This is a genomic window from Vibrio sp. 2132-1 (assembly GCF_033344315.1).
The window spans coordinates 1-815 of record NZ_JAWPON010000213.1 but is presented as its reverse complement, the minus strand read 5'-3'; the positions used below and the strand labels follow the sequence as shown (position 1 = coordinate 815).

Here is an 815-nt window from a genome sequence, read left to right as displayed (position 1 = left end):
CAAACCATTAAATAATCCAGAACTGCTAGAAAACGCAATGCAATACGCAAGCGAACATACTCAACTTAACGTGATTGTTAGAGGTTAACCATGGACCTACATACCCTTCCAGAGCGAATCAAAGCCCACAAATCGGCACTGGTCAACATCGTAACGCCGCCTATCTGTATTGAGCGCGCAGAGGCTTATACTCGAGCGTATCAGGCAAATGAAGACAAACCTGTGATTGTGCAACGAGCGCTGGCGCTACAAGAGCACTTACGCACTCGTACCATTTGGATTAAGCACGACGAGCTGATTGTAGGCAACCAAGCGAGCAAAGTACGCGCTGCGCCGATCTTTCCTGAATACACGGTGCGTTGGATTGAAGCGGAAATAGACGAACTGGCCGACCGACCTGGGGCTGGTTTTGCGGTAAGTGAAGAAGACAAACAAAGCATTCACGCCATTACGCCATACTGGCGCGGTAAAACGGTTCAAGATCGCTGCTATGGACTTTTTACCGACGAACAACAAGAGATCCTAGCCAGCACCATCATTAAAGCCGAAGGCAACATGACTTCGGGTGACGCGCACCTTGCGGTGGATAACGAAAAAATCCTGAAGATCGGTATGAACGGTCTGCTGGATGAGGTTCGTCAGCATCGCGCTAATAACGACATGTCGACGTATGAAGGGTTGAAGAAAGAGCAGTTTTATAAGTCCGTCGAAATTGTCTTGCTTGCGATTCAGGAGCACATGGTGAGTTACGCCGATCTCGCTCTGGAAATGGCACAAAACGAAACTCGACCAGAGAGGAAAGCGGAACTGGAGAC

Annotated in this window: 1 protein-coding gene and 1 pseudogene; both read left to right on the top strand. The window is 49.0% G+C overall.

Features of this window, described 5'->3' with window-relative positions; genetic code table 11:
• Positions 1–88, top strand: a pseudogene (locus R8N47_RS24500) (glycyl-radical enzyme activating family protein); the annotation flags it as partial.
• 2 nt (positions 89–90) lie between these two features.
• Positions 91–815: pyruvate formate lyase family protein (locus R8N47_RS24495; RefSeq protein WP_318186014.1), on the top strand; the 725-nt coding region annotated here is incomplete at its 3' end.